Annotated in this window: 23 protein-coding genes; 10 read left to right on the plus strand and 13 right to left on the minus strand. The window is 69.4% G+C overall.

Annotated elements, in window-relative coordinates; translation table 11 throughout:
• Positions 1-17: 17 nt before the first annotated feature.
• From CACI_RS36690 to CACI_RS36700, 3 genes are all read right to left on the minus strand, one after another.
• Positions 18-1,196, minus strand: a complete 1,179-nt coding sequence (locus tag CACI_RS36690) for a N(5)-(carboxyethyl)ornithine synthase (RefSeq protein ID WP_041543274.1) — start codon at positions 1,194-1,196, stop codon at positions 18-20.
• Between the two features lie 29 nt (positions 1,197-1,225).
• Positions 1,226-2,392: a glycosyltransferase gene (locus tag CACI_RS36695; protein ID WP_015795982.1), complete on the minus strand. Its 1,167-nt coding sequence runs from the start codon at positions 2,390-2,392 to the stop codon at positions 1,226-1,228.
• Positions 2,393-2,738: 346 nt separating this feature from the next.
• Complete coding sequence (locus CACI_RS36700) at positions 2,739-3,392, minus strand: hypothetical protein (RefSeq protein WP_143765538.1); 654 nt, start codon at positions 3,390-3,392, stop codon at positions 2,739-2,741.
• Between the two features lie 227 nt (positions 3,393-3,619).
• On the opposite strand from CACI_RS36700, the gene CACI_RS36705 reads away from it, so the two are divergent.
• Positions 3,620-5,854, plus strand: a complete 2,235-nt coding sequence (locus tag CACI_RS36705; RefSeq protein ID WP_015795984.1) for an MMPL family transporter — start codon at positions 3,620-3,622, stop codon at positions 5,852-5,854.
• A gap of 119 nt (positions 5,855-5,973) precedes the next feature.
• On the opposite strand, the gene CACI_RS36710 is transcribed toward CACI_RS36705, so the two are convergent.
• On the minus strand, positions 5,974-7,575 hold the full coding sequence (locus CACI_RS36710) for an MFS transporter (protein WP_015795985.1): 1,602 nt from the start codon (positions 7,573-7,575) through the stop codon (positions 5,974-5,976).
• A 210-nt stretch (positions 7,576-7,785) separates the two neighbouring features.
• Here CACI_RS36710 and CACI_RS36715 point away from each other — a divergent pair, with 210 nt between their 5' ends.
• The 3 genes from CACI_RS36715 to CACI_RS46575 all read left to right on the plus strand — a co-directional run bounded on the left by CACI_RS36715 (position 7,786) and on the right by CACI_RS46575 (position 11,298).
• On the plus strand, positions 7,786-8,436 hold the full coding sequence (locus tag CACI_RS36715) for a TetR/AcrR family transcriptional regulator (protein ID WP_015795986.1): 651 nt from the start codon (positions 7,786-7,788) through the stop codon (positions 8,434-8,436).
• Positions 8,437-8,988: 552 nt separating this feature from the next.
• Positions 8,989-9,396, plus strand: a complete 408-nt coding sequence (locus tag CACI_RS36725) for a hypothetical protein (protein WP_015792641.1) — start codon at positions 8,989-8,991, stop codon at positions 9,394-9,396.
• 42 nt (positions 9,397-9,438) lie between these two features.
• Positions 9,439-11,298 carry a DUF5050 domain-containing protein gene (locus tag CACI_RS46575; protein ID WP_143765330.1) on the plus strand — a complete coding sequence of 620 codons (1,860 nt, stop codon included), beginning with the start codon at positions 9,439-9,441 and terminating at the stop codon, positions 11,296-11,298.
• Between the two features lie 88 nt (positions 11,299-11,386).
• Here the strand turns inward: CACI_RS46575 and CACI_RS48625 are convergent, their stop codons facing one another.
• The gene (locus tag CACI_RS48625; protein ID WP_223297656.1) at positions 11,387-11,566 is read right to left on the minus strand and encodes a ricin-type beta-trefoil lectin domain protein; all 180 of its coding nucleotides are present in this window, start codon (positions 11,564-11,566) and stop codon (positions 11,387-11,389) included.
• On the opposite strand from CACI_RS48625, the gene CACI_RS53135 reads away from it, so the two are divergent.
• Both CACI_RS53135 and CACI_RS51735 read left to right on the plus strand, forming a co-directional pair.
• Positions 11,493-11,663 (plus strand): hypothetical protein, encoded by a 171-nt coding sequence (locus CACI_RS53135; RefSeq protein WP_223297359.1) that lies wholly within the window; start codon positions 11,493-11,495, stop codon positions 11,661-11,663. The two genes, CACI_RS48625 and CACI_RS53135, sit on opposite strands and share 74 nt — an antisense overlap.
• A gap of 114 nt (positions 11,664-11,777) precedes the next feature.
• Positions 11,778-11,927 (plus strand): hypothetical protein, encoded by a 150-nt coding sequence (locus CACI_RS51735; protein WP_190276678.1) that lies wholly within the window; start codon positions 11,778-11,780, stop codon positions 11,925-11,927.
• Between the two features lie 27 nt (positions 11,928-11,954).
• Here the strand turns inward: CACI_RS51735 and CACI_RS36740 are convergent, their stop codons facing one another.
• The gene (locus CACI_RS36740) at positions 11,955-13,037 is read right to left on the minus strand and encodes an aldo/keto reductase (protein ID WP_015795988.1); all 1,083 of its coding nucleotides are present in this window, start codon (positions 13,035-13,037) and stop codon (positions 11,955-11,957) included.
• Positions 13,038-13,156: 119 nt separating this feature from the next.
• On the opposite strand from CACI_RS36740, the gene CACI_RS36745 reads away from it, so the two are divergent.
• On the plus strand, positions 13,157-14,032 hold the full coding sequence (locus CACI_RS36745; protein WP_015795989.1) for an AraC family transcriptional regulator: 876 nt from the start codon (positions 13,157-13,159) through the stop codon (positions 14,030-14,032).
• Between the two features lie 237 nt (positions 14,033-14,269).
• Here the strand turns inward: CACI_RS36745 and CACI_RS36750 are convergent, their stop codons facing one another.
• The 7 genes from CACI_RS36750 to CACI_RS36780 are packed head-to-tail and all read right to left on the minus strand — an operon-like array spanning position 14,270 to position 21,635.
• Positions 14,270-15,133: a 3-hydroxybutyryl-CoA dehydrogenase gene (locus CACI_RS36750; protein ID WP_041540694.1), complete on the minus strand. Its 864-nt coding sequence runs from the start codon at positions 15,131-15,133 to the stop codon at positions 14,270-14,272.
• 56 nt (positions 15,134-15,189) lie between these two features.
• Positions 15,190-16,356 carry an acyl-CoA dehydrogenase family protein gene (locus tag CACI_RS36755; RefSeq protein ID WP_015795991.1) on the minus strand — a complete coding sequence of 389 codons (1,167 nt, stop codon included), beginning with the start codon at positions 16,354-16,356 and terminating at the stop codon, positions 15,190-15,192.
• A 1-nt stretch (position 16,357) separates the two neighbouring features.
• Positions 16,358-17,611, minus strand: coding sequence for an acyl-CoA dehydrogenase family protein (locus tag CACI_RS36760; RefSeq protein WP_015795992.1), 1,254 nt, complete (start codon positions 17,609-17,611; stop codon positions 16,358-16,360).
• Between the two features lie 11 nt (positions 17,612-17,622).
• Positions 17,623-19,746, minus strand: coding sequence for an acetate--CoA ligase family protein (locus CACI_RS36765; protein ID WP_015795993.1), 2,124 nt, complete (start codon positions 19,744-19,746; stop codon positions 17,623-17,625).
• A complete protein-coding gene (locus tag CACI_RS36770; RefSeq protein ID WP_015795994.1) occupies positions 19,743-19,940 on the minus strand; it encodes a ferredoxin in 198 nt (65 codons plus the stop codon). The genes CACI_RS36765 and CACI_RS36770 overlap by 4 nt, the downstream gene beginning before the upstream one ends.
• A 7-nt stretch (positions 19,941-19,947) precedes the next feature.
• Positions 19,948-21,204 (minus strand): NADH-ubiquinone oxidoreductase-F iron-sulfur binding region domain-containing protein, encoded by a 1,257-nt coding sequence (locus tag CACI_RS36775; protein WP_015795995.1) that lies wholly within the window; start codon positions 21,202-21,204, stop codon positions 19,948-19,950.
• Positions 21,201-21,635, minus strand: a complete 435-nt coding sequence (locus CACI_RS36780; RefSeq protein WP_015795996.1) for a hypothetical protein — start codon at positions 21,633-21,635, stop codon at positions 21,201-21,203. The genes CACI_RS36775 and CACI_RS36780 overlap by 4 nt, the downstream gene beginning before the upstream one ends.
• Before the next feature lie 133 nt (positions 21,636-21,768).
• Between CACI_RS36780 and CACI_RS36785 the strand changes: the two genes are divergently transcribed.
• The 3 genes from CACI_RS36785 to CACI_RS36795 all read left to right on the plus strand — a co-directional run bounded on the left by CACI_RS36785 (position 21,769) and on the right by CACI_RS36795 (position 25,042).
• A complete protein-coding gene (locus CACI_RS36785) occupies positions 21,769-22,965 on the plus strand; it encodes an aromatic ring-hydroxylating oxygenase subunit alpha (protein ID WP_015795997.1) in 1,197 nt (398 codons plus the stop codon).
• Complete coding sequence (locus tag CACI_RS36790; protein WP_015795998.1) at positions 22,962-23,600, plus strand: TetR/AcrR family transcriptional regulator; 639 nt, start codon at positions 22,962-22,964, stop codon at positions 23,598-23,600. Before CACI_RS36785 ends, CACI_RS36790 begins: the two co-directional genes overlap by 4 nt.
• Positions 23,601-23,866: 266 nt before the next feature.
• A complete protein-coding gene (locus CACI_RS36795) occupies positions 23,867-25,042 on the plus strand; it encodes a polyamine ABC transporter substrate-binding protein (RefSeq protein WP_015795999.1) in 1,176 nt (391 codons plus the stop codon).
• Position 25,043 lies beyond the last annotated feature (1 nt).

Raw genomic sequence — 25,043 nt, forward strand, 5'->3', positions numbered from 1 at the left:
CTTATCGCCGAGCAGAACTATGAATTGCTCTGTTCTTCACCGGATGACGTGAGGTGCGGATATTCCGCCGCGCGGTGCTGGAACGCCAAGATCGCCGGGTTCTGGATGACGCCGTCCCAGATCTCGATCGCCCGGTGGATGGTCTGATCGGCGTCCCAGGCGCTGGGACCAGTGAGGACCGGGCGCAGGAAGGGGATCAGGGCTTCGCTGTTCTCCCACGTTGCGGAGTTCCACAGGTAGGAAGGGCTGTGGTCGACGCCGTAGTAGTGCACGCCGGCGCCGACGGTGAACATCGGGTCGGTGAAGGTCGTCGGGCGTGCCCAGCTGAAGCCCATGCCCTCGTCGCAGGACACGTCGATGACCAGGGTGCCGGGGGCGAGCGTCGCGAGGTCCTCGTCGATCAGGAAGGTCAGCGGCGCCGCGGTGTCCTGCAGGACGCAGTTCACGATGACGTCGTGGTCGGCGAGGAACTCCGCCAGCGGTTGGCGGCCGCTGTCGGTGAGGGCGTGGCTGCGGCGCGGGTCGCCGGTGTCGTCGGCCTCGTCGTGCTCGAACTGGACGATGCGCGCGGAGTGGATCGGCGAGCCGACCGCGGTGACGCCGCGGCCGGTGAGGACGTCGACGTCGTGGACGCCCAGGGCGTTGAGCGCCGTCACCGCGCCCCGAGCGGTCGCGCCGAAGCCGATGACGACCGCCTTCAGCCGTCGGCCGTAGTCGCCGGTCGATCCCCGCAGCTGCATGGCGTGCAGGACTGAGGAGTACCCGGCCAGCTCGTTGTTCTTGTGGAACACGTGCAGGTTGAACGAACCGTCGCTGGTCCAGTGGTTCATCGCCTCGAACGCGATCAGGGTCAGATGCCGGTCAATGGCCGTCTGAGTCAGTTTCGTGTCTTGGACGCAGTGCGGCCAGCCCCACAGGGTCTGACCTTCGCGCAGTTCTGAGACGTCTTCGAGCATGGGCTTGGCCAGCAGGATGACGTCGCAGGCGGCCAAAAGCTCCGCCCGCGGCCTGATCCCGGCGACGAGCGGCGCCAACCGGCTGTCGGGGACCCCGAAGTGTTCGCCGTAGCCCTCCTCCAGATGGATGTGCGCCCGCAAGTCTGCGTCGATGCGCTCGAAGTGCGCCGGATGGATGGGCAGTCGGTGTTCGTTCTCCTTGCGGGAGTACGCGATGATGCCGAGATCGAGGTGGCTCACGATGTCCTTGTCCTTTTGGCTGCCTGGATTCATACCGCGGCCGTGATCGGGGCGTCGAGCAAGGACTTGGCCAGCGCGCGGTAGGACTCCGCGACGGAGGTCCACGCCAGGTCGGGCGCGATGCGGCCGGAGGCCAGTGTCATGGACGCGGCCAGAGCCGGCTGGGTGAGTACCGCCCGCAGCGCCTCGGTCATGGCTGGGACGTCTTCGTGCGCCACGAGCAGACCGGCGCCGTCTTCGAGCAGCTCCACGGCGTGCGGGAAACGGGTCGCGACGATCGGGCGGCCGGCGGCGACCGCCTCGATGAGCACACCGGAGGTCACCTGCTCGGTGGAGTCGTAGGGCAGGAGCACCACGTCGGCGCTGCGCACGAGGTCCATCAGCACATCGGGGTTGCGGTATTCGGTATCGAATTCCACATCGGCCGCGATACCGAGGTCCTCCGCCTGGGCTCGCAGGGAGTCCCGATAGGCCTCGCCGTCCCGCGCCAGGACTTTGGGATGCGTCTGGCCGGCGATCACATAGCGGGGTGCCGGAGTCAGATCGCCCAGCCCGGCGAAGGCCGCGATCGCGCGCTCGATGCCCTTGCCGGGCCCGAGCAGACCCCAGGTGAGGACGGTCGGCCGCCGCGGCGCCGAGGCCGGAGCCGGCGGGGCGAAGGGGTTGAAGGACGCAGGCGGCGACATGCGCCGGCTGCTGAGCGCGCCGTGCGGGATGACCGAGACCTTGGCGGTGTCGACCAGGTAGCCCTCCCGCAGACGATCGGCGGCGGTCCGGGACATCACCACGACCGCGGCGGCGGCGTCGGCGATCCGCTCCAGCACCTGGCGCTGATGCGCGGTGGGGGCGGCCAGGACGGTGTGCAGCACCACGATCGCCGGGACGGTCAGCTCCCCCACGAGCCGCAGCACGTCCTCGCCGTCGCGGCCGCCGTAGATGCCGAACTCGTGCTGCACGACGGCGACGTCGAACCTGTTCAGCACCGCCGCGGCCCTGGCCGCCCCGGTCGGCGACCCGTTGACCAGCTGGGCGACGACGTCCGGATAGACCGCCGGCTGCGCGGCGTCGACGACCCGGACCACGCCGGCCCGGTCGCCGGTACCCTGGCCGGTCAGGTGGCGCACCAGGGCCGCGCTGAAGGTGGCCAGGCCGCACTGGGTGGGCGGGTACGTGCTCAGAAAGCCGAAACTGGTCATGGCGGAGCCCTCACTTCGTCGATCGACCGGAGGGCGAACAGGGCGGTGTCGCCGATGCTCGCGGGATAAGCGTTCGAGGCGATCGCAGATTCGAGGGCGACCACGACCCTGACCGGGGACCAAGACGCGCAGCAGGCGGCTGCGCTGTGCCGGTGGGCTGCACCGTCACCAGAGGACGATGTCACCGTCGACAGTACCAGCAGGCCAGATCGCGGCTCCGCAGCCCGGTCCAGCGGGGAGAACGGGACGTGACCTTTGAGAGCGCGGCCTCGGAAACGGGCAGTGCCCCGTATCGCCTCGTATCGCCCCAGGCCGGCAAGCCGTTGACCTGGGGCGATACGCAGACCTAGACCCGCACCTGCTTGCCGAGCGTCTCGGTGAGCTCCCGGAGCGGCTCGCCGACGAGCGGGCCGTGGTGCGTTTGCGGGTCGTCGGCGGTGGTCGTCACTTCCAGGATCGCGTCGCCGCCGGATGCGTCGAGCTTGTCGATCGCGGCCAGGCCGCCGCCGGGGGTGAGGACGGCTTTGCCCGCCGTGAGCTTCTGGGTGATGACGGTTGTCAGGTCGCTGCTCGCGATGTGGCCGTCGCGCTGTAGCAGCGGTGCCAGCAGGTTGATCGCCTTGGGGTGCTGGACCCCTGTGACTGTCGCCTCCAGCGAGCCTCCGCCGGACAGCGAGTAGGTGCAGGTGATCATCGCGCCGCCGAACTGCTTGAACGCCGAGTCGGCACTGGCGGACGTGGCACTGTCGGCGTCGACGGCCTTGGCGCCGGAGTCCGTACCCTTCGCAGGCGTCGCTGTGCCTGCCACTTTGGCCTTCTTCAGCGCGGCGTTCACGTCGAAGCCCAGCGGGCACGGGTTCGCCGGCGCGGCGACCGCCGCGTCCGCAGCCTTTTGCAACTTGTCGATAGAAACCTTCGAGTCCGAACCCCCGCACGCCGTCAGCGCGATGCTCAGAACGGTCAGCACTGTCGTTCCGGTGACGCCCCCATGAGTTTTCACGGGCTCACCGTAGCGCGGAGCCACGCAAGGGCTCTGAGGTTTCCCCGACTTGCCGCTGTACCGCGCCTTCGCCAGCCACCGACGGCTGGACCTCGGCGCGCTCTTGGGGGTGTACCTAGTGACACCCCCAAGACACCGTCTAGCCCTATGTCGGCGTTGACCTGGCCTTTTCTACCTTTGAGGACGTACCGGTGAACGGCATCGGTGATCTCGGAGGGGTAGGGACGATGGCTGGCAAACGGAACGTCGCGGCCGCGTTGGGCGGTTGGAGCGCGCGGCATCGGAAGACGGCTGTGTTCGGGTGGCTGGTGTTCGTGGTGCTGGCGACGGTGGTCGGTGGGGCGGTCGGTCAGAAGAGTCTGACTGATGCGCAGAACGGGGTTGGTTCCTCGGCTCAGGCGTTGCAGATGCTGCAGGACGCGGGGCTTTCGGATCCGGCTTCGGAGATGGTGCTGGTGCACAGTGCCTCCCAGAACGCTGACGCTGCTTCGTTCCGGACGGCTGTGGACGCGGTCGTCTCCGGGGTGCAGGGCACGGGCCAGACCGCGCCGATACAGAGTCCTTACACCGCCGGGCTGATCTCCAAGGACCGGCACTCCGCGCTGGTCGTCTTCGACATCGTCGGGGATCCCGACAAGGCGGCTGACCACGCGCAGCCCATCCTTGACGCGGTGGCGAAGGTGCGGGCTCAGAACCCTGACATCAAGTTCGACGAGTTCGGGGACGCCTCTGGGCAGAAGTGGCTGAACGAGTCGCTGGGCAAGGACTTCAAGCGTGCGGAGTGGACCGCGGTCCCGTTGGCCTTCGGCATTCTGCTCGCGGCGTTCGGGGCGCTGATCGCCGCCGCGCTGCCGGTGCTGCTGGCGGTGACCGCGTTCGTGGCCGCGCTGGGGCTGCTCGACCTCGTCTCGCACTCGATGCCGGTGGCCTCCACGTCGACCTCGGTGATGCTGCTGATGGGGCTGGCGGTCGGCGTCGACTACTGCTTGTTCTACCTGCGCCGGGAACGGCAGGAGCGCGCGGCGGGCCGCAGTCCGCAGGAGGCGCTGAGCGTCGCCGCGGCCACGTCGGGGCACTCGGTGCTGGTCTCCGGCGTCACCGTGATGGTCGCCATGGCCGGGATGTTCCTGACCGGCATGCACATCTTCGACGGCTTCGCGCTGGCCTCCATCCTGGTGGTGGCCATCGCGATGCTCGGGTCGGTCACCGTGCTGCCGGCGCTGCTGTCCATGCTCGGCGACCGCATCGACTGGGGGCGGCGCAAGAGCCGGCGGCACGGCCAGGCCCGGCAGACCCGCCAGGCCCGCGCCGCCGCCGCGAACGGCGGCCGGGTGTGGAACGCCACCATGGCCAAGGTCCTCAACCACCCCAAGCCTTTCGCCGCCCTCGCCGTCGGCGCCCTGGTCGTCCTCGCCATCCCCGCCCTGGGCATGAAGACCCAGTCCCTGAACGTCAACCAGCTCCTGCCGGCCACCAGCCCGCTGGTGCAGACCTACAACGAGATCAGCGCCGACTTCCCGGCCAGCCCGGCGCCCGGCATGATCGTCGTGAAGACGCCCGATGTGAACTCCCCCGCCGTCGCCCAAGCCGTGGACGCCTTCAAGACGCAGGCCGCTGCGGCCGGTGCCCTCGGCGACGGCCCGGTGCAGGTGACGCCGTACCCCGCGCAGCACGTCCTGAAGATCCTGTTCCCGGTCGCCGGACGCGACCACGACACCACGGCCGTGAACGCGATCACGAAGATCGGCGACACGATCGTCCCGCACACCTTCGGCGCCTTGCCGCACACCACGGCGGCCACCGGCGGTTCCCTGGCCCTGAGCACCGACTTCAACCGCCAACTCGACCACAGCCTGCTGCCGGTGTTCGTGTTCGTGGTCTCCGTCACCTTCCTGCTGATGCTCGTCGCCTTCCGCAGCTGGGTCATCGCGGCCACCGCGATCGTCCTCAACCTGCTGTCCACCGCGGCGGCCTACGGAGTGATGGTCGCCGTCTTCCAACACGGCTGGGGCGCGAGACTGGTGGGCACCACAGCCGTCGGCGCGATCGAGGCCTGGATCCCGCTGTTCGTCTTCGTGGTCCTGTTCGGCCTGAGCATGGACTACCACGTGTTCGTGGTCTCCAGGATCCGCGAGGCCCGCGAACGCGGGCTGAGCACCAAGGACGCCGTCGCCCACGGCCTGCGCGTCACCGCCGGCGCCATCACCAGCGCCGCAGCGATCATGGTCGCGGTCTTCGCCGTCTTCGGCACGCTCGACATGCAGGACTTCAAGCAGCTCGGCGTGGGACTGGCCATCGCGATCCTGCTCGACGCCACGGTCATTCGCGTGGTGCTGCTGCCGACCGTGATGATCCTCCTCGGCGAGCGCAACTGGCGCGACCGGAAGACGGCGGCGCCGGCTCCGCTGCCGCGGCCGGAGGCCGGCGGTCCGGTCCCGATCGAAGCCGGTCGCCTGCGGTAGACCGGCTCGGTCGACGGAAGGTCCGCGACGCGCTCGGCTGAGGGTTCTCAGCCGAGCGCGTCGCTCTTGTAGGTAACATCCCTCGGCACATCTACTGGCACCGATCCGGGCACTACGAGCTAGCCGACTTCGACTTCTACGCGCTCCATGTCAGAGTGCTGATCCTCAGGCTCCGCGGTGGAATGGCGCGGCAGGATCACCGCCACCAGCACGGTGCCGACCGCGAGGATGATTCCGCCGATCAGGCTGGTGTGGGCGACCGCGTGGGTGAAGGCGTGGTCCGCCGCCGTCACAAGCGCCTGGGCTTGGCCAGGACCGCCGGCGGGGCTGTGGGCTACCTGATCCGCGACGGCCAGGGCGCCGCCGATGGAGTCCTTCGCGACGTGCGCGCCCTGCTCCGGGAGGTGACCGGCGATGACGGGAGCGAGCTTGTCGCGGTAGGTCGTGGCCAGGATCGATCCCAGGATCGCGATGCCCAGCGAGCCGCCGAGTTCCAGCGCCGTGTCGTTGATGCCGCCGCCGACTCCGAGCTCTGATTCGGGGAAGGCGCCCATGATGGTGTCGGTGCACGGTGCGGTGCTCAGGCCGATGGCCAGGCCGAGCATCGCGAGCGTGGGCAGGAAGTCGGTGTACGTCGCGCCGTCGCCGACGCGGGCGAGCAGCAGGATCGCGGCCGTGCCCAGCGCCATGCCGAGCACCACGACCAGCTTCATGCCCAGCCGCGGTGTCAGGCGGTTGGTGAGCGCCGCGCCGACGAACACGGCGCCGGCCAGCGGCAGCAGGCGCACGCCGGTCGACAGGGCGTTGTAGCCCAGGACGAACTGCAGGTGCTGGGTCGCGTAGTAGATGGTGCCGTACGCGCCCAGGAAGAAGAACAGCACTGCCAGCACCGATCCGCTGAACATCCGGTCGGCGAACTTGCGGACGTTCAGGATCGGGTGCGGGTGGCGCAGTTCCCAGAGCACGAAGCCGACCAGGCCCACCGCGGACGCCGCGAGCGCGCCGAGCGCCGCCGCGCCCCAGCCGAAGTGCGGGCCTTCGATGATCGCGTAGACCAGCGAGCCGACCGTGATCACCGACAGCAGCCCGCCGACCAGGTCCAGGCGGCCCATCGCCGCCGCGCGCGAGGGCGGTACGACGACCAGCGCCGCCACGATCGCGATCGCGGCGATCGGCACGTTGATCAGGAACGTCGAGCCCCAGCTGTGCTGCTGCAGAAGCCAGCCGGCCAGCAGCGGGCCCAGGGCTATGGCCAGGCCCGAGGTCGCGCTCCAGGCGGTGATCGCCTTGGCGCGTTCGGCGCGCGGGAAGGTGGCGACCAGCAGCGACAGCGTCGCGGGCATGATGACCGCCGCGCCTATGCCCATCGTCGCGCGGGCCACGATGACCGCGATCGCTGTGTGGACCAGGCTTCCGGCCACCGCGCCGCCGGCGAAGACCACCAGCCCGGCGATCAGCGCCCCCCGGCGGCTGAACTTGTCGCCGACCGCGCCGAGCACGAGCATCAGCGCCGCGTACGGGACGGTGTAGCCGTCGATCACCCACTGTAGATCGGCGCTGCTCAGGTGCAGATCGCGGGTCATGTCGGGGGCGGCGACGATCAGCGAGGTGTTGGCCATGACCACGATCAGCAGGCTGAGGCACAGCACGAGGAGGGCCCACCACCTGCGTGCATAGGGCTCTTTCAAACGGTCCACCGGAGTGGAGGCGATGAGGGACACGGTGACCTCCGCGGGTCTGGCTCTGGTTGCTCCGACGCGCTGTCGCGCCTCGAACTTGCACATCCGCGTGCAACTATAGATATCTGCACATCGGTGTGCAACTATGGAGTCCCCTGATCCGCTGACCCGGCGATCTGCCAGCCCGCCGAGCCGCCAGCGCGCCGACTTGCCTACCCGCCGACCCCCGCCCAGGACAGGAGCCCGGAGTCCATGCCCGACAGCCCGCCCGCCCCGCCACAGCGCAGCCACGCCCGCTCGAACCGCGCGCGCATCCTGGCCACGGCACGGGAGGAACTCGGCCGCAACCCCGAGGCGACGCTGGACGAGATCGCGCGCGCCGCCGGTGTCGTCCGACGCACCCTGTACGGGCACTTTCCGAATCGCAAAGTCCTGATCGAGGCGCTCGCACTGGAGGCCCAGGAGTCGCTGCGGGAGGCGTTCACCGCGGCACGGCGACCGCAAGCCGGTCCCGCCGAAGCCCTGACCCGGATGTCCCTGGCCGCGTCGGCTGTCGGCGACCGCTACCGCATGCTGATCTCGTTGGGCCGCCGAGACTTGGGCGAGGAGGGCATACGAGCGGCACTGGCGCCGGCACGCGCCGAGGCGACCACGATCCTGGAGAACGGTCAGCGCGAGGGCGTCTTCGCCGACCACCTGCCAGCTCCGATTCTGGCGCTGGCCCTGGAATCACTGACCCTGTCGCTGGTGGAGTCCCACTCGGAGTCGGGCTGGAGTGATCCGCGCGGCGTGGCCGCTGTGACGGCAACCCTCATCGCCGCCGGTGTTGCGCCCGCAGCTGCCCGGGAATGCGTTCAGACCGTCCTCCGCGACGAGAAAGGCGAAGAACGGTCTACGCCCTGACCAAGGACGGCGAACAAGTGCCGCCGTCCTCGCTCGCGATGACCTTTCGTGTAGGGTCCGACGATTCATAAGCACTGTCCGGGCCATGACCTGGGCATTGCTAAAGATCACTTGGGGTGGGCGGAGAAGCGGTCCGGGTGATCATGGGCAATCGCGGGGCAGTTCTCCACCGGTCTGGCCCGACCGGAGCATGCACCCCGGCGGCGGACTCCTATAGCCGCCGCCGGGGTGCATGCTCCGGCGCCGTTCACGCCGCGCCCGACCGCCTGTTCCCGGCAACCGGACGCTCCGGCACGTTGGCGGGGAGGATCAACCGCCGCGCGTGAGCGTCGGCGAGCCAGTTCGCCCACCGGGTGATGAACTCCTCCAAGTCCCCGGCCTTCACCTCCGTGAAGGGCCAGGCGACCTGGTGAACGGCAGTCGACAGCCCTAGCGCGGGCCGCGGGGTGGCGTCCGGGCCCATCGCGAACGGCGCAGCCGCAGCGTGCCCGGGTCACCCACGCGGCTTCGCCGGTCGCCGTCGTGGCCGCGGGCCAGGGCTGCTCGCCGCAGATGATCCCACGATCCGGGGGACACCCGCTCGTCCCGTTGGCGGCGCCGATCGCCGACCAGGTCGGCCGGCCGCTCGGCGGGGCCCTCGTCGTCTTCACCGCGCCGCCGACCGACGGCCCCTTCACCTGGGGCAGCTTCGACGCGACCGGCACGCAGACCGTCACAGTATTCGCCGGTGACATGACCGGCGTGGCGCTGTCCGGCCAGCTCTCCCGGCCGTCCACCGACTTCGCCGGCCGCGACGGGAACTTCGAGATCACCGCGGCGGCACCCGGCGTGCCGGGGATCGTCGCGCGGTTCCTGCCGGAGACGCGGAAGGCCTGGATGTTCCGTCCCGTGAGGTTGGGGCCCGGCCGGGGCGCACGCGGGCTTTACCAGAACATTGATTCAATCTCGGCTCGGTGTTAGCCCCTATATTTCGACGGCGGTCCATGGGTGATCGTGAAGCGCGTGATCACCCATGGACATGTGAATCAGGAGTGGGCCGACATCGCGTTCGTGCTCCCGGCGGGCGGCGAACTCCACCCCCACGACCGGATCGCGGTGTTGCAACACTACGGCCGCGTCGTCATAGCCACCGTCCCGGAAGACGACGCCGACGAGGTGCGCGCCATCGCGCACGGCAGCCTGGTCGCCGCCGGCCGGCGGCACGGCGACGTGGACGCGGCGACCTGGCACTCGCTGGATCCTGCTGAGCGCCTCGCCCTCGAGGGCTACTGGCTCAACCACTCTGAGGAATACCGGCGGACCAAGGACGAACGGCCCGGAATGGGGGCCGCCTGGGATCATCCGGACTTCCTGCCACCCGACCCGCCGGGAGGGGTGGACCTCACCGCCGTGGCCGAGATGAACCACCGGCTGCGCGGATCGGTCGCCATCGGGCTGGTGATGGTCAGCGGGCCCGACGATCTGGCCTTCAGCGACGACCAGAAGGCCCGCGTGCTGGCGGAGACCCAGACCGGCCTGTCCTGGTTGGGCTGGATGTGGCAGCTGAAGCGGGTGCGGTACATCGTGGACGTCTACACCCCCACCATCACGACACCCGCCGACCCGTCGGCCCCGGACAGGGAGAAGGAGGCGGTGTGGCGCAATCCGGCGATGAAGGAGATGAAGCAGAAGGAGGGGAAGGAAGGCGTCGGTGAGTTCGCGGAGTCGTTGCGGAAGAAGCACAGCACGGACGGCGCGTACGTAGCCTTCTTCATGCACTACCCCGCCCTGAATTTCGCCTACGCGGAGCCGGGCTGGCCGGAGACGGTCATGCAGTACTCGAACGGCCCCTGGACGCCGTACGGGATCGACCGGGTCTTCGCGCACGAGACGTGCCACATCTTCGGCGCGCCGGACGAGTACCGCGAGTCCCTGTGCCGGTGCGGGGGGAGTCACGGCTACTACCACATGCCCAACGACAACTGCGACAACTGCGACGGCCCCCACGAGTTCTGCATCATGGGCCGCAACTGGTACGACATGTGCACCTGGACTCCGCGTCATCTCGGCGCACCCATCTGGTGGGTCAACGGACAGGACAAGATCTTCTCCCCGGTGGCGGTCTCCGAGGGCGTCATCTACTACCAGGGCACGGACAGCTACATCTACCGGGTCAAGACCGACGGCAAGCCGGCCGTCAGGTTCGACAAGGAACAGACGTCGGCGACGCCGTGCGTCGTCGGCAAAGTCATTTACTATCAGGGCACGAACTACCGCCTGTACCAGGTGACGACCGACGGCACGAGCGGCGGCAGCATCGGCGAGATCAAGCTGATGGGATCGCCGGTTTACAGCGACGGCTACCTCTACTACCGGGGTACGGACAACTATCTGTACAAGCTGCGCATCGGCGATACCGAAGGCGAGCGCATCGCCAACAACAAACTGCTGTCACCGCCGGCCGTCGGCGGAGGATACATCTTCTATCAGGGTACGAACTACTACCTGTACAAGGTGCGCATCGGCGAGACGACCGGCACGCGCGTCGGTGACGGCGAGTTGCTGTCGTCGCCGTTCGTGAGCGACGGCGCTGTCTACTTCCAGGGCACGAACAACGGCCTCTACCGGATCCCCTTCGACGGCAAGGTCTCCCAGCAGCTCGGCGAGTGCCGTACCCTGGCGACTCCGTTCGTGGCCGGCGGCTGGGTGTATCACCAGGGCACGGACTGCCTGCCGTGGCGGGTCAAGACCGACGGCACGGGCCGGGAGATACTGACCGGCGCACCCATCCGGTCCAGCCCGGTCGTCGCCGACGACGTCGTCTACTTCGAGGGCAACGACCTGCTGCACGAGAACCACCTGTATATGATCAACCTCACGTGACCGCGGCGCCCGCGTAGGCGCGGAGGACCCCGGGCCGCGCCGGCCCGGGGTCCTTGTGGCTGTCGGGAGTCTCAGCTCACCGATGACGTCACGACGGCTGCGTCCACTTCTGCGCGCCGGTGCCCTTGCACTCGTAGAGCTGGACCTTCGTGCCGTCGGCGGTGCCGCTGCTGGTGACGTCCATGCATTTGCCCATGATCCCGAGGCTGCCGTCGGGCTTGACGGTGAACTGCTGGGCCGCGCTGCCGTTGCAGTCCCGCAGCTGGATCTTCGTGCCGTTGGTCGTGCTGCGGCGGTCGTCGTCGGCGCACTTGCCGGCGATGCCCGAGCCGATTGCTCATGGTCACCGGACATTGCTCGGCTAGTGCTCATGATCGGCGGACGTTGCTCAGGGATTTTCGGGTCCTACATTTCGCGCAACCTTCAACCCGGTCGCGGCCAAGGACCTGGAAGCATCCTGGGAAATCCACGCTGGCGGCGTGATCGTGACGATGCGCGCCGAGAGGGTGCCGGCTTTCCCGGCGCTGTACGCAGCGATGGCCAGCGGTCAGGTGGAGACCGCAGGCAATGCCAAGCTGGTTGAGACCTTCGTGCGGGTCTTCGCGCCACCTGCCGCCGCCGCTAAGTGACGGCGCACGCGCCGTCGATACCTCGTCTCAGTACCTTGTGCTGTCCGCCAGCAGGGGCGGATAGACCGCGGACGCCTCCCCGTCGACTGTCGTCCCGGCGAACTGGAGCATCGCGCGCAGCGGTCCGCGCATCGGTGCCGGGTAGTCCAGCGTCGGCGCCGACACCTTGTCGAGCCGGCCGAGCTGCTCGTCGTCGAGGGTGATGTCGAGGGCTGCGAGGTTGGACTCCAGGTGCTCCAGGCGCCGCGCGCCGACGATCGGCACGACGGCGCCCGGGCGGGCCAGCAGCCAGGCGAGGGCGACCGCCGAGGAGGTCGTGCTGAGCTCGTCGGCGATGGCGGCGACGGTCTCGATGACGGTGAACTGCGCGTCGTCGGGGGCACCGACGTGATTTGCGCGTGCTGAGTCCGTGACGGCGGCTCCGCGGCGGTACTTGCCCGACAGGAAACCGTTGCGCAGCGGGCTCCACGGGACGAGAGCCATCCCCTGGTCGGTGGCGAGCGGGGCGAGTTCGCCCTCGACGGTACGCGCGAGCAGCGAGTACTCGACCTGGAGGGCGACCAGCGGTGTCCAGCCGCGCAGCAGGGCGGTGGTCTGGGCCTGCGCGGTGACCCAGGCCGGGACGTTGGAGAACCCGATGTAGCGGACCTTGCCGGCGCGGACGAGGTCGTCGAGCGTTCGCATGGTCTCCTCGATCGGGGTGTTCCGGTCCCACTGGTGCAGCCAGTAGAGGTCGAGGTAATCAGTGCGCATACGGCGCAGGGTCTGCTCCAGCTGCGCGGTGATCGCGCCACGCCCGGCTCCGCCGCCGTTGGGGTCGCCGGGGTACATGTTGCCGAAGAACTTAGAGGCCAGGACCACGTGCTCACGGCTGCCGGGCCGGGCGGCGAAGTAGTCGCCGAGGATCGCCTCGGAGTGGCCGTTGGTGTAGAAGTTCGCGGTGTCGACGAAGTTGCCGCCGCGTTCCAGGTAGGCGGTGAGGATGCGTTCGGACTCGGTCACGCTCGATCCTGCTCCCGGCGGGTCCTCGCCGAAGGTCATGGCGCCGAGCGCGAAAGGGCTGACCCGCAGGCCGGAGCGGCCCAGGGTGCGGTAGTGGTCGAGGGGCATGAGCTTTCCTTTCCGGTGATCCGATCTGCTTTCCATTCCACCGGCCCACGGCTCGCGCGGGTAGCTCGATCGCCGTGCGTTCTTGCCTATTCCTGCTCAGAGGGAGCAGGCTGGTCGTTGTGGAACCGCTCGACGAACTCGCCTCTCTGGTGGCCCGGCACGCGCACCCGGACAGCCGCACGGCCATCGACGGACTACTGCTGTCCCGCGTGGAGACCGCCGAGCCGGAGTACTCGCTGACCGAGCCGCTGCTGGTGCTGATGGTCCGCGGACACAAGCACCTGCAACTCGGCGACCACGTAATCGACCACCGGTCCGGAGACGCTTTAGTGGTCACGACCGACCTGCCGGTCACCGGCCACTTCGCCGGCGCGTCGATCAGCGAACCGGCCCTCGGCGTCGGCATCGCCCTACGCCCCGAACCGATCGCCGCACTGCTCCCCCAACTGCCAGCCGGCCCATGGTCCCGAACCCGCGCCGAGGGCCCGGCGATGGCAACCGGCCCGGCAGACCTGGAGCTGCTGGATGCGGTACTGCGACTGGTGCGCTTGCTAGACAGACCCCCGGACATCGCCGTCCTAGCGCCGGGCTTGGAACGCGAAATCCTGTGGCGCCTGCTCACCGGTCGCCACGCCGCAGCAGTGGCCCAAATCGGCCGCGCCGACAGCGAACTGGCTCACCTCGGCCGCGCCATCGCATGGCTCCGCACGAACTTCGCCGAACCAGTCCGCATCGCCGAACTCGCAAGCCGAGCAGGCATGAGCCAATCAGCGTTCCACCGCCGCTTCCGCACGGTGACAGGCATGAGCCCACTCCAGTTCCAGAAGCAACTCCGCCTCCAAGAAGCCCGCACCCTGCTCCTGGCACGCTCAGGCGACGCAACCCGCGTCGCGCACACCGTCGGCTACGCCAGCGCCAGCCAGTTCAGCCGCGAGTACCGGCGCCTCTTCGGAGCACCGCCCCTGCGGGACACGGTGAGGCTCCGGGAAGCCTGAGCTCGCGCAGGTACGCCAGCGCTGGCCCGCGGAGATCGCCGCGTCGTAGTCGGCACGCGAGCAGCCGGCCCGACCATGACGTACGGATCACTACGCGCTCGCCGGGCACGCCAATCCTGGGCGCCGGCCGTGGCTGCCGATCCACGAGGACTGAATGAGCACGAGGACTGAATGAGGCAGCCCCAGATCGGCGAGTCGCGAGTCGTCGATCTGGGGCGCTGCGCACCGAACCCGGCTTCAGCTGTAGCTGTGAAAACCCCGCCCGGTTTTGCGGCCGAGGTGTCCGGCTTCGACCATGCGGGTGAGGAGTGGGGGCGGGGAGTGGTGGGGGTCCTTGAATTCGGCGTACATGGATTCTGCGATGGCTTTGACCGTGTCCAGGCCGATGAGGTCGGCTAGGGCTAGTGGGCCTAGGGGGTAGGCGCAGCCGAGGACCATGCCTTGGTCTATGTCTTGGCGGGAGGCCATGCCTGATTCGAGCATTCTGGTGGCGCTGAGGAGGTAGGGGATCAGGAGGGCGTTGACGATGAAGCCTGCTTGGTCGCGGGATCGGATGGGGTGCTTGGCGAGGGATCGGGTGGCGAAGGTTGTGGTGCGGGCTTCGGTTTCGGGGCTGGTTGCCAGACAGGGGATGAGTTCGACCAGCTTCAGGACCGGGACCGGGTTGAAGAAATGCAGGCCGATCACGTGGTCGGGGCGGGATGTCGCGGTGGCCAGGCGGATCACCGGGATGCTCGAGGTGTTCGTGGCCAGGATGGCGTCGCGGGAGCGGACCGTGCGGTCCAGGCGGGTGAAGACGTCGAGTTTGAGGGCCTCGTTCTCGGCGACGGCTTCGATCACCAGGTCGCGGTCGGCTAGGCGGTCGAAGTCGGCGGTGACCGTGATGCGGTGCAGGGCCTCCTTGCGCTCGACGTCCGTGATCTTGCCTCGGTCGGCGGCGCGGGTCAGGGAGGCTTCGATCCGGGTGCGGCCGGCGGTGGCGGCTGCGGTGGTGGTTTCGGTGACCACCACGTCGAAGCCGGCTCGGGCGCAGACCTCTGCGATGCCCGAGCCCATTTGGCCGCAGCCGACGACGCCGATCAGGCGGAGGTCATGCGGCACTGGGTCCGTCGCGGAATCGGTCGCGGAATCCGTCGCTGAACACGACACAGAGTCCGTCACGAGGGCAGTCGCAGGACATTGGTGCCGCGCTTGATCAGCTCGCCAGAGATGATCAGGCGCTGGATCTCGGAGGTGCCCTCCCAGATGCGGTCCACGCGCAGCTCACGGTACAGGCGCTCGACCGCGTAGGAGCGGTCGTAGCCGCGGCCGCCGAAGATCTGCACGCAGCGGTCGATCACGCGGTTGGACGCCTCGCTCGCCGTGAGCTTGGCGATCGCCGCCTTGGCGTGCAGGGTCTTGCGGTCGGCGTCCGGCTGCGAGATCTCCCAGGCGACCTGGAGGAAGTAGGCGCGGTTGACCGCGATGTCGACCGCGCAGTCGGCGAGCATGCCCTGGATCAGCTGGAAGTTCGCGATCGGCTGCCCGAACTGCTCGCGGCGCACCGCCCACTCGCGTGCCAGCTCCAGTGCGCGCTCGGCGGCGCCGATCGTGCGGGCGGCGATCATCAGGCGCTCCTCGGTGAACCAGGCGCGGGTGATGTCGTAACCCTCGCCGAGCCCGCCGAGGACCTGGTCGTCGGGCACGAAGACGTCCGTGAACGTGAACTCCGGGTGCTCGTAGACGAAGGTGTGCATGAAGCGCGGTGTGCGTTGCACCGCCACGCCTTGCGTCGCCTTGTCCACCAGGAACAGGGTCGGGGCGCGGTCCTCGCCTGCCGCGGCCAGCACGATGATGAAGTCCGCGTGGTCGCCGACCGTCACGAACCACTTCTCGCCGTCGATCGACCAGCCGTCGTCGACCTTGCGCGCGGTGGTCGTCAGGTTCTGCGGGTCGGAGCCGGCGTTCGGCTCGGTGACGGCGTAGCAGTCCCGGCGCTCGCCGCGGATCACCGGCTCCAGGAAGCGCTCGCGCTGCCCCGGCGTGCAGAAGCGCAGCGCGTTGGCCGGGCGCCACACCATGTCCCACAGCGCGCCGGTCAGCCGGCCCAGCTGCTCCTGCACCACGGCCTGCTCGAAGATGGTCAGGCCGGCGCCGCCCCATTCGGCCGGCATGTTGATCGCCTGCAGTCCCGCGTTGAGAACCGCGTCGCGCACCTCGGCGTGCGCCTCCGGCGGCAGGCCGTTGTCCTCCTCGCAGGCGAGCTCGTACTTGGTCAGGAAGTCCGCCAGGTCGCGGGCCGCGGTCTGCAGGTCGAGCTGGCGCTGGGTGAGTCGGAAGTCCATGTCAGTCCTCGTTCGTGGTGGCGGAAGCAGGGGCAGCGGTGGCCGCGGTGATGTCGGTGGCTGCGGCGGGGCGGGGCAGGGCGAGCGACCGGGTCCCGCGCTTGATCAGCTCGTTGGCGATGATCACGCGCTGGATCTCGGAGGTCCCCTCCCAGATCCGGTCCACGCGCAGCTCCCGGAAGATGCGCTCGACGGCGAACGCGCTGTCGTAGCCGCGGCCGCCGAAGATCTGCACGCAGCGGTCCGCGACCCGCCCGGCCGCCTCGCTCGCGGCGAGCTTGGCCGTCGAGGCCTTGGCGTGCAGGGTCTTGCGGTCGGTGTCCGGCTGGTCGGCCTCCCACGCGACCTGGTGGGTGTAGGCGCGGTTGACCGCGATGTCCACGGCGCAGTCGGCGAGCATGCCCTGGATCAGCTGGAACTCGGCGATCGGCTGGCCGAACGCCTGGCGTCGCACGGCCCAGTCGCGGGCTTCCGACAGCGCGCGCTCGGCGGCGCCGACGGTCCGCGCCGCGATCATCAGGCGCTCGTCGGTGAACCATTCCTTGGTGAGTTCATAGCCCTCGCCGACGTCTCCCAGCACGTCCTCGTCAGCGACGAACACGTCGGTGAGCGTGAACTCCGGATGCCCGTTGACCGCGTGGTGCATGAAGTGCGGGACGCGCGTCATCTCCAGACCCGGCGCGTTCTTGTCGACGAAGAACAGCGTCGCAAGCTTCTCAGGACCCTGGGCACCCTCGACAATCGCATCTGCCTGCACCAGCAGGAAGTCGGCGATGTCCCCGCAGGTGACGAACCACTTCTCACCGTTGAGCAGCCATCCCCCGGCGGTGCGCGTGGCGACCGTGACGCCGCTGGAGGGGTCCGATCCCGCCTCGGGCTCGGTGACCGCGAAGGCGTCGAACTTCTCGCCGCGGATGATCGGCAGCAGGTACTTCTCCCGCTGCTCCGGCGTGCCGTAAGCCAGGACGTTCGAGGGCCGCCAGGGGATGTCCCACAGACAGTTCGTCGCCTTGCCGAACTCCTCCTCGACGATCACCTGCTCCAGCAGCGACAGCCCCGGGCCGCCCCACTCGACCGGCATGTTGATCGCGTAGACGCCGGCGTCCATCGCGGCGAGTGTCAGCTCCCTGACGATGCTCTTCGGCAGCGCGCCACGGGCTTGCTCAGCCTGGTCCTCGTACTGAATGAGGAGCTTGACGTAGTCGGCGGCGCGCCGTTTGAGGTCCTGCTGGGCAGGCGTGTATCGGAAGTCCATGTCGGCGCTCCTCAGTGCTCAGGAAGTGCTTGCTCGGAAAGTGCTTGCTCGGAAGGGGAAAGCGGGACCAGCGGCACGGCACGGGCGTCCAGCGCGAGCGTCCCCGACGGCAGCGCCAGCAGTGGATTGACTTCGAACTCTGCGATGTCGTGGTGCGCGGCGGCGACCCCAGTGATCTGCTCGATCGCCTTGGCGGCGGCGGCCACGTCGACCGCCGGACGCCCGCGCACCCCGTCCAGCAGAGCGGCGCAGCGCAGACCGCGCAGCATCGCTTCGGCGCGGGCCGCCGAGACCGGCGCGAGGGCGAACGCGACATCGCCAAGAACCTCGGTGAACACCCCGCCCAGACCGACCATCGCGATCGGACCGAAGCGCGGGTCACGGTTGACGCCGACGATCAGCTCGACGCCGCCTCCCAGGTCCGCCATCTCCTCGACCGAGTACGACGAGGCGGTCAAGCGCGCGTGCGTCTCGCGATACGCGGCGACCAGAGCCTCCTCGTCAGCGAGGTTCAAGGCGACGCCACCGGCATCGGACTTGTGAAGCAGATGCAGAGCCTTGAGAACGAAGGGCCCTGACGTACCGCGCGCGAACGACCGCAACGCGTCCTCATCGCAGATCTCGGCGGAGGCGGGGAATCGGACGCCTGCCTCGGCGAGCAGGGCGCGCGTGGCGTAGTACCCGGTATCGGTCATCGGCGCGGCCGGCTCCGGCAGCGGATCGATCGCCGCGGCGCCACCAGCGACGTCCCCGACCATGACCACGACCGCCTGCAACGCACGCGCCGCATCCTCGATCGCCGCGAACACCGGAATCCCAGCCGCCTGCATGGTCTGGCAGCTCGGCGCGTCCGGATACATCGACTGCGCGACCACCGGCTTCGGCGACGCTCGCACCGCCCGCGCGATCGAATCGGCAGCGGCGAGCTCAGCGGCGCCAAGCGATCCCTGCGCACCGCCGAGACCTCCGGAATCGGCGGAGTAGCCCCCGAAGTAGCCGGTCATCAGGACGGCATCGACCTCGTCGGCGTCCAGCAGCGTCCGGACGACGTTCGCGTACGACATCGGGTCCTGCTCCCCCATGCCCGCCAGGTCGACCGGATTACCGAGCGCCGAGGGACCCCACAGGTGTGCTGCCAACCGGTTCTGGACCTGCGCGCCAAGCTCGGGAACGTCGAATCCGGCAGCCTCAGCAGCATCCGCGGCGACGACACCGTGACCGCCGCCGTCGGTGAACACCGCGACGCGGCGTCCGCGAGCCCGACGGCTCCCCACGACCGCCGCGAGCACAGCGGTCATCTCCCTCGGCGTGCGCACCAGCTCGACACCCGCGTCCCGGCACGCGGCCGCGACGATGTCCGAGGAGGTCGTCAGCGCCCCGGTGTGCGACGCCGCACTGCGCGCCGCAGCCGACCCGCGTCCGGCGCTGAGCAGCACCACCGCCTTGCCCGCCGCAGCAGCTGCCGCCGCGAAAGCCCTGCCGTCGCCGAAGTCCTCGGCGTAGACCGCGATCGCCTGCGTCGCCTCGTGACGCGCACAGTCCTCGACCAGATCCACGAGCGTGACGTCGGACTGGTTGCCCAACGAAACGAAGCGCGAGAAGCCCAGACCGTGCGGCGCAAAGGAGAGCTGGAGTTCCAGCGCGAGATTCCCACTCTGACTCAGCAGCGCGACGCCGCCGAGATCGAAGGCGTCGGAGGCCAGATACAGCTCGGTGGTGTTGTCGGCGATGCCCAGGCAGTTCGGTCCGACCAGGACCGCACCGGCGGCGCGCACGCGTTCGGCGACCGCTCGCTGCCGCGCCAGACCGTCGGCGCCGGTCTCAGCGAAACCTGCGGTGACCGCGACGATCGCACTCGCGCCGCACGCCAAGGCTTCCTCAACGGTCTCCTCGTATACCGCAGCCGGAACCGAGACCACGACCAGCCCGACCGGCTCGCCGATCGCGGTCAGGCTGGTCGCCGCAGCCTGGCCGAGCACGGTACCCCCGCGCCGGTTCACCAGATGGATCGGCCGGCGGTGCGGCGCGCGCAAAGCTTGCGAGGCGATGGCGTGCCCGTACTTCGCCGGATCGTCGCTCGCCCCGACCACGGCCACAGACACCGGGTCGAAGAGCGGCGCCAGGTCCCGGCTCACGGCCGCGACTCCAGCCGCAGCGCGCGGTTCGGGCATGCGGCGACGGCGGCCCGGGCAGCCGGTTCGCCGTCAGCCGGAACCTCGGCCTCGGTGACCGCGGCATAGCCGAAGTCGTCGAGGTCGATCTGAGCGGGAGCTTGTTCCTGACACACGCCGTAGCCCTCACAGAGGGTGGCGTCCACTAGCAGTTTCATGGTTCCTCTATCGCGGTGCTGATATGGGCTGACTGATGGCGAAGACGGTCGGAGGCGCCACCCGGAACCGGTCAGCTTCCAGCAGCCGGTCGGACAGGCAACAAGGGCTGCGTCCTTCGATGTGGGCTTCGGTGAGCGGGCCGAAGGAGCGCAGCAGAGAGGCAGCGAGGTTCGCCGCGGCGTCGAGCAGGCCGCACGCGCCACGACGGCGCAGGCTTTGCGACCACTTGCTCAGCCGAGCCAGGTCGTCAGGCTCGGCGGTGCCGTGGACCGCGGACGCCATCGTGCGCGCCAACGCGGCAGTCCCGGTGACGCACACCCCGCACTGACGGCTGCTCTCATCGGCGAGAAACGCCAATCCCTCGGCGGCGAGCGCCACCGGACACTCGCCAGGCGCGAGGAAGTGCACGGCTCCGCAGCCGAGCGCCGATCCCGCCGCGGTCAGCGCCGCCGCTTCGAGTTCGGTCCGCAGGCCGCGGGGATCGAGGATTCCTCCGAACATGCCGCCCATCAGGACGCCAGGAGTACCGAGCCGGTCCGCGCGGTAGGCCAGCGCCTGCAACGACGTGCCGACCGGCGCCTCGACCAGTTCCGGTTCCAGACCCGGACCGGAGACCGTCAGCAGCAGTGAGTCCGGGGTCTGTGGCCGTGCGGCCAGCAGCGCGATCCGCGCCAGAGTCTCGACGTTCGCGACGAGCGTCGGGACGCCGTCGACACCGGATTCAAAGGGTCGCGGCGGTTTCGCGGTCGGCAGTGCGGGCCCGCCGTTGATCCGCCGGACCACCGCCGTCTCCTCGCCGGCGACATAGGTGTGCGCGACCCGCACGATCTGCGTGGGCACGTACGGCTCCCGCTCGGCCAGCGCGCGACGCATGCTCTCGGCGGCCTCGTCGTCGGCCACGTAGACGTAGCAGCGTGCGGCGCGGGTGATGTCGGCGGCGCGCAACATCCCGTCCAGGACGAGGTGCGGCCGCGCCCGCATCAGCCAGCGGTCCTTGACCGATCCCGGTTCTCCTTCGCCGCCGTTGGCGACGACGACCGGGACCGAGCCGGCGGCGCGCACGGCGAGCAGCTTGGCTGCCGCCGGGAAGCCGGCGCCACCCCGGCCGCGCAGCCCTGCCGCCTTGATGCGGTTCACCAGCAGATCCGGCGACAGGTCGCGGTAACCGCCAGCGTGCCAATAGGCATCACGGGCTTCACGCCGGTCGGGTCTTTCGCCGAGCAGCGGCGCGGAACCCGGCATCAGGGAATGGATCTGGGTCATGTTCGGTCTCGTTCGTTGGGGAGTTGCTGCAGGACCCGCACGGCCTCGGCCAAGGCCGCGCGTTGGGCCTCGACCCGGCGGTAGGCAGGCCCGGGCAGGCCGATGAGCATCAGGTGGTGGTCGAGGACGACCTGCGCGGCGAGCAGCGCGCGGTCGGCGTGGACCGGCGCGTCGGCGGCGGCCGCGCGCACCAGTTCGGTGACCTCGTCCAGGTAGCGCAACCACGACCGCTGATGGCCGCGGACGACGAGCTCGCCGATCCGCCGGCGTTCGGCGTGGACTGCCAGGGCTGGATCTGCGGGTTCTGCATCGGGCAGCGCCTGGCGCATCCGCAATGACGCGACCGCTTCGGGCAGTTCGCGCTCCGGCTCGGCGGTGAGGCCGAGCCAGACCGGCCGGCGGCGATGAAACAGTTCTGACAGTTCTGACACCCTCCACCTCCACGGTGAATCCGGTGGCCGGGAGCGTAACTGACTAACTAATCAGTAAGCAACCCTTGACAGCGCGGGAACTTCGCTGCAACCTGACTGACCAATCGGTCAGACACTCTGCGAAGGAGGACCGGTGCCGATCACCGAACCACTGAGTGCGTCAGCTCCCCCGGGCCCGCACCCGCAAGACCCGCCGCCGGCTCTGGCGGCGCGCTACTACACCGATCCGGCGCTCGCCGAGGCCGAGCTGCGCGCGGTCTTCGCCAAGACCTGGCAGCTCGTCTGCCACGAGTCCGACCTGCCGAACCCGGGCTCCCGGCTGGCGGCCTGGGCCGCCGGACGCGAGGTGCTCGTGGTCCGCGACGCCGAGGGCGGGCTGGCCGCGTTCCTCAATGTCTGCCGCCACCGCGGCACCCGGCTGGTCGACGCCCCCGAGCCGGAGCCGAAGGCCGCCGAGGCGATCCGCTGCCCGTACCACGGCTGGACCTACAAGCTCGACGGCTCGCTCGTCGGCGCGCCGGAGGGCCGGCAGATCCCGTGCCTGGACAAGCCGAAGCTCGGGCTGTTCACCGTCGCTGTGGAGTCCTTCTTGGGCTTCGTCTTCGTCAACGTCGACGGCACCGCGGCACCGCTGGCGCAGACCTGCGCGGGCCTGGCCGAGCAGGTCGGCCGCTACGCCGGCGCCGAGCTGGTCCCGGTGGGCCGCGACCGGATCCACGATCTGGACAAGGCCGAGGTGCAGAGCGCCAACTGGAAGGTCGCGGTCGACAACTACCTGGAGGGCTACCACGTACCGGTGGCGCACCCCGGGCTGATGCGGCTGCTCGACTACCAGAACTACCGAATCACCGAGGCGGCCGAGGATTACGTCCTGTTCCAGACACCGCTGCGCGACAAGCCCTCGTCCAACTGGCGCGAACGGCTCTACCAGCGGCTGACCTCGACGATGCCGGGACTGCGCGCCGAGGACCAGCGGATGTGGCGGTACGCCGTCATCTACCCGAACACGCTGCTCGACTTCTACCCCGACCACGTTCTCGCCTGGACCGCCATCCCCGCGGGCCAGGAACGCGTCGCCGTCCCCGGCGGCTTCTACACCCGCCGCGGCTCCAGCCGCCGCACCCGCCTGGCGCGCCGGCTCAACATCGCGATCGGCTGGATCACGAGCGATGAGGACGCCGAACTGCTGCGCCGGGTGCAGCACGGCATCCGCACTCCCGGCTTCGAACCCGGTCCGCTGTCGCGCCGCGAGGCCGGCGTCGGCTGGTTCGCCGATAGGATCCGAGCCGATATGCCGGTGCGTGGTGACGGGAGCGATGGACCGCGATGAGCGCTGAGGCCAGGACCGAGCAGACCCGCGCGGCGATCCTGCGAGCCGCGTGCGAGGTCATCGCAGAGACCGGATTCGAGAAGGTCAGGATGCGGATGGTCGCCGAGCGGGCCGGGGTGTCCACGGCCGCGCTCCACTACCACTTCGCCACGCGCGAGAAGCTCTTCCTGGAAGCACTGCGCTTCTCCTACGACACCACGGGCTCCGCGGAGGGCAAGGCCGATCCGCCGGCCGAGGCGCCGCAGACCTGGCTGTTGGCCCGCGCCATCGACGACTGCCTGCCCGGCGACACCGAGCTGCGCCGCGACTTCCTGCTCTGGCAGGAGCTGCATCTGCGCGCGGTCCGGGACCCCGACTCGCGGACCGTCGCGCGCGATCTGTACGCGAACCTGCGGGACTGGATCGCCGGGATCGTCCGCGACGGCCAGAGCGCCGGCGAGTTCGGGCCCTGCGACGTCGGGCGGTTCGCCGACCTGGTCATCGCGCTCACCGACGGCTACGGCGCGCGCATCCTGCTCGGCGCCTCGGCGCTGACGCTGGACGACGCGCGCGACCAGATCTGGGCGGTCGTCGCCCCGCAGCTCGGCGTGCACACGCCGATCCCGGCGGCCGGCACGCGGACCGCCGCGGTGTAAGGCCTCGAAGCCGTAGCGGCCGACCGGCTGCACGGCACGGCGCCACCACACGGCACCGCACGGCACCACAACCGCGGCGTGCCCCGCACGCCGACGCAGAACCCGCGTCGCAGCCACCGGCGCACGGTGAAAAACAGGTCTCCTGCCGCTTCGGGCCGGTCACCCCCTCATACCGCTCGACCCCGCCGCGGACGTTCCTGGGTGTCGCCTTGCCGCGATCCGCTCCGCCGTGCCGGGCCCTCCCATCCCCGACGAAAGGACAAGCCATGTCCCGCCAGTCTTCCGAGGAGTCCTTCGAGCTGTCCCGCCGATCGCTCCTGCGCGCCGGGATGGCCGGCACCGTCGGCCTGGCCGCGGCCGGCTGCGGTTTCACCGGGTCGAACCAGTCCTCGTCCGCCGCCGGAGCGGACGGGACCGCGGGTGCGGCCGCGACGTCCGCCGAGCCGCCGATCGACGTCAAGGTGGACGGCGACCTCGTCTACTTCAACTGGGCCGATTACGTCGACCCGTCGGTCTTCGACGGGTTCCAGAAGGAGTACGGCGTCAAGGTCGTCCAGTCCAACTTCGACTCGATGGAGTCGATGGGCGCCAAACTGGCCGCCGGGAACAAGTACGACGTCGTCTTCCCGTCGGCCAAATGGACCCAGCGCCTGGCCGTCGCCGGGAAGCTGCGCCGCATCGACCACTCGGCGCTGAAGAACGCCCCGGCGATCTTCGACCATTACGACTACTTCCAGGACCCCTGGTACGACACGGCTTCCGCGCACAGCGTCCCCTTCACCATGTACAAAACCGGGATCGGCTGGCGCAAGGACAAGCTCGGGGACCTCACCGGTTCCTGGCAGGACCTGTGGTCGCCGGCCGCCAGCGGGAACGTCTTCCTGTTGGACGACCAGGACGAGGCGCTGGGCATGGCGGCGCTCAAGCTGGGCCTGCCGATCAACACCGCCGACTCCGGCGATCTGGCGAAGATCGACGCCGAGCTGAAGAACCTACGCTCCCACCTGCGCGGCTTCTCCAGCGACGACTACAACAACCTGCTCAACGGCAACGCGTTGATGACGCAGGCGTGGAGCGGCGACATGGTCTCGGTGCTCAACCAGGCCAACGACGCCTCGGTCTACGGATTCCAGACGGCGAAGGAGGGCTCGCCGGTGAACACCGACTGCTACGCGATCCCGGCGAACGCCGAGCATCCCGGGACGGCGATGCTCTTCATCGACTACATGCTCCGGCCGGAGAACGTCCTCAAGAACATCGACTACATCGGGTACCCGATGCCGGTGAACGGCACCGAGGACGCCTACGCGAAGCTCGTCGCGCAGTTCCCGCAGTGCGTCGTCAAGCCCGAGGACCTGGTGAACGACCACATGTTCCAGAACGGCACGGCTGCCCAGGGGCACGCCCGCGACGCCGTGTGGACCGACGTGAAAGCGGGCTGAC

Origin of the sequence: Catenulispora acidiphila DSM 44928, from assembly GCF_000024025.1 — a bacterium.
GTDB lineage: Bacteria > Actinomycetota > Actinomycetes > Streptomycetales > Catenulisporaceae > Catenulispora > Catenulispora acidiphila.

Coding starts and splice junctions, on each gene's coding strand:
- CACI_RS36695 (WP_015795982.1), bottom strand. CDS start 2,392: ATGACCAGTTTCGGCTTTCTGAGCACGTACCCGCCCACCCAGTGCGGC.
- CACI_RS36705 (WP_015795984.1), top strand. CDS start 3,620: ATGGCTGGCAAACGGAACGTCGCGGCCGCGTTGGGCGGTTGGAGCGCG.
- CACI_RS36715 (WP_015795986.1), top strand. CDS start 7,786: ATGCCCGACAGCCCGCCCGCCCCGCCACAGCGCAGCCACGCCCGCTCG.
- CACI_RS36725 (WP_015792641.1), top strand. CDS start 8,989: ATGATCCCACGATCCGGGGGACACCCGCTCGTCCCGTTGGCGGCGCCG.
- CACI_RS53135 (WP_223297359.1), top strand. CDS start 11,493: ATGATCCCGAGGCTGCCGTCGGGCTTGACGGTGAACTGCTGGGCCGCG.
- CACI_RS36740 (WP_015795988.1), bottom strand. CDS start 13,037: ATGCCCCTCGACCACTACCGCACCCTGGGCCGCTCCGGCCTGCGGGTC.
- CACI_RS36755 (WP_015795991.1), bottom strand. CDS start 16,356: ATGGACTTCCGACTCACCCAGCGCCAGCTCGACCTGCAGACCGCGGCC.
- CACI_RS36760 (WP_015795992.1), bottom strand. CDS start 17,611: ATGGACTTCCGATACACGCCTGCCCAGCAGGACCTCAAACGGCGCGCC.
- CACI_RS36770 (WP_015795994.1), bottom strand. CDS start 19,940: ATGAAACTGCTAGTGGACGCCACCCTCTGTGAGGGCTACGGCGTGTGT.
- CACI_RS36775 (WP_015795995.1), bottom strand. CDS start 21,204: ATGACCCAGATCCATTCCCTGATGCCGGGTTCCGCGCCGCTGCTCGGC.
- CACI_RS36790 (WP_015795998.1), top strand. CDS start 22,962: ATGAGCGCTGAGGCCAGGACCGAGCAGACCCGCGCGGCGATCCTGCGA.
- CACI_RS36795 (WP_015795999.1), top strand. CDS start 23,867: ATGTCCCGCCAGTCTTCCGAGGAGTCCTTCGAGCTGTCCCGCCGATCG.